The organism is Acidiphilium sp. (assembly GCF_049977125.1).
Taxonomy (GTDB): domain Bacteria; phylum Pseudomonadota; class Alphaproteobacteria; order Acetobacterales; family Acetobacteraceae; genus Acidiphilium.
In genome coordinates this window covers 1-1,994 of the sequence record NZ_JBMFGY010000327.1, presented here as the reverse complement: position 1 = coordinate 1,994, position 1,994 = coordinate 1, and the positions used below count along the sequence as shown (strand labels likewise).

Sequence of the window (1,994 nt, the reverse complement as noted above, 5' to 3'; positions counted from 1 at the left end):
GCCGAATTTCACAATGGGTTGTTGCAGTCTCATTTCAAAACTGTCTGTTATTTATCCGGAGCGGTCCGACTTCGGTTGAACAGTTGGCGAACGTTCCTGTTTTTCGGTGGCCAATATGGCTCGCCGGGCTTCAAGAGCACGGCGAATCGCATTGTTAAAAAACTCCAGATCATCTTCACCCTTCATCAGAAAGGGCTGCACGTCCACGTGCAGACCCGCTCGTCGAAACGATATCTCACGGGCGACTGCCATCCGGATCAAGTCCGCCCGATCTTCGCTGTCACCCAAAACCTGATCAATTTCCTGGAATGTATTTGGAGGAAATCGAATCATAGTTTTGTCAACGAATCGCTTCGGTCGGGCCATCCCGTTTTTATACGCGGGAGATGTCACTGGGTCCAAATTGCTCCCCTAAACCTGATATTAGGCTATCTCTTATTGACTTATAAGATAGCCTTATGGCAAATGCAAACGATGAGCCGTTTCCCAAAATTGTTGCTATGTTCGCTGGTGGTGGCGCTATGATTCTCGCTGCTACCGTGGTCGGTCATCTCGCCGCTTCCTGTGCGCCATCGGTCGCTCCTGGCACGTTGGCATCGATCGCCGGCACCGAATCGGGATTCGATACCCTGGCGATTCACGACAACACGACGGGCCTCGATCTGCCCGCCGCCTCCCGTGATGCCGCGATCAGCACGGCACGCGCCCTAATCGCGGCCGGTCATTCGGTCGATCTCGGTCTCATGCAGATCAACAGCGCAAATCTCGGTCGGCTCGGCCTCACAGTGCAGACGGCTTTCGATGCCTGCGCCTCGCTCGGCGCGGCTGGCAGGCTGCTGGTGATGGACTACCGGCCCGGTCGATCTGGTGATGACCAATCCGCCCTACAGGCCGCATTCTCCCGCTACAACACCGGCTCGCCGGTCTACGGATTCCAGAATGGCTATGTGGAGCGCGTGGTCGCCACCGCCCGGCACGTCGTTCCGGAAATCAACCCGGCCGCGCCGGTCGTACCCCCGAAATCGGCACCGCCTGTGCCGCCCCCAAAATGGCGCGTGCTCGGCCCCCGCGCGACGTCCAGTTCTGTCGCCCCATCATGGCATCTGTTTCCGGGTGAGGTCGGACCGGCCCGCCTCGCTCGCGGACTGTCGGTGACTGTCACCGCCCGTCGCCTATCGCCTGCCGCCGGAGGTTCCCATCACGTTCACCCCAAAATCAGGAAAATACATGAAACAGCAACGCGAGTTGACTGATCGGTTGCGCCGTCGCGCCGCCGATAATCTCCTGGTCGGCATCGCCACCGCCCAACGTGTCGTCGCCTATCGCCCCGTGATCCTGCTCGGCACGGTTCTGATGATGCCCGCAGTCGCCCATGCCCAAGCGATCTCCGGTGGCGTCGATCCCACGACCATTCTCCAGAACATCGCGTCGTTCATCCTCGGCCCATTCGGCGTCACCCTGGCCGTGCTCGCGGTGATCGGCGTCGGGTTCGCCTTCATGCTCGGCCGCGCCGGTCTCGGGCTGATCGGCGGGGTGCTCGGCGGCTTGGTGCTGATCTTCGGTGGGTCCTACATCATCAACCAGGCGGTCGGGAGCGGCTGATATGAGTGCAGCACCCGAGCCGCTCGATCAGGATGTTCTGTTCGTCGCCGCGACGCGCCCGGCATTGGCGTTCGGCCTGCCGATCGGCCTGGCGGTCGGCCTGATGATGCTCGCGGTGCTGCTCCTCATCATCATTCAGAATCCCTTTTACGAAATCATCATGGTCCCGCTCTATGTCGTGTCGCGACTGGCGGTCCGCTACGATTACAATGGCGTGCGGATCGTCAGCCTGTGGGCGCAGACAAAAGGCCGCGCGATCGAGGCGCGTCATTGGGGCGGAGCGTCGCCCCCGGTGTTTCCGACGAAATCGCGGCCTGGCCGGGGCATGAAACATGGCGTTTGAGCGCGACACCCAAAAATCCTATCTGCCCTATGTCGGCCATGCCCGCCAG

General features: G+C 60.6%; 4 protein-coding genes. All 4 read left to right on the top strand.

Going from position 1 to position 1,994, the window contains the following annotated elements; all coding sequences use genetic code 11:
* A partial coding sequence (locus ACP5E6_RS18700) for a hypothetical protein (protein ID WP_427956929.1) occupies positions 1 to 525 on the top strand: 525 nt, incomplete at its 5' end.
* Positions 522 to 1,253 carry a lytic transglycosylase domain-containing protein gene (locus tag ACP5E6_RS18695; protein ID WP_427956927.1) on the top strand — a complete coding sequence of 244 codons (732 nt, stop codon included), beginning with the start codon at positions 522 to 524 and terminating at the stop codon, positions 1,251 to 1,253. The genes ACP5E6_RS18700 and ACP5E6_RS18695, both read left to right, overlap by 4 nt.
* Positions 1,228 to 1,602 (top strand): TrbC/VirB2 family protein, encoded by a 375-nt coding sequence (locus ACP5E6_RS18690; protein ID WP_427956926.1) that lies wholly within the window; start codon positions 1,228 to 1,230, stop codon positions 1,600 to 1,602. The genes ACP5E6_RS18695 and ACP5E6_RS18690 overlap by 26 nt, the downstream gene beginning before the upstream one ends.
* A gap of 1 nt (position 1,603) precedes the next feature.
* Entirely contained in the window at positions 1,604 to 1,945 is a 342-nt protein-coding gene (locus tag ACP5E6_RS18685; RefSeq protein WP_427956924.1) for a type IV secretion system protein VirB3, read from the top strand.
* Positions 1,946 to 1,994 lie beyond the last annotated feature (49 nt).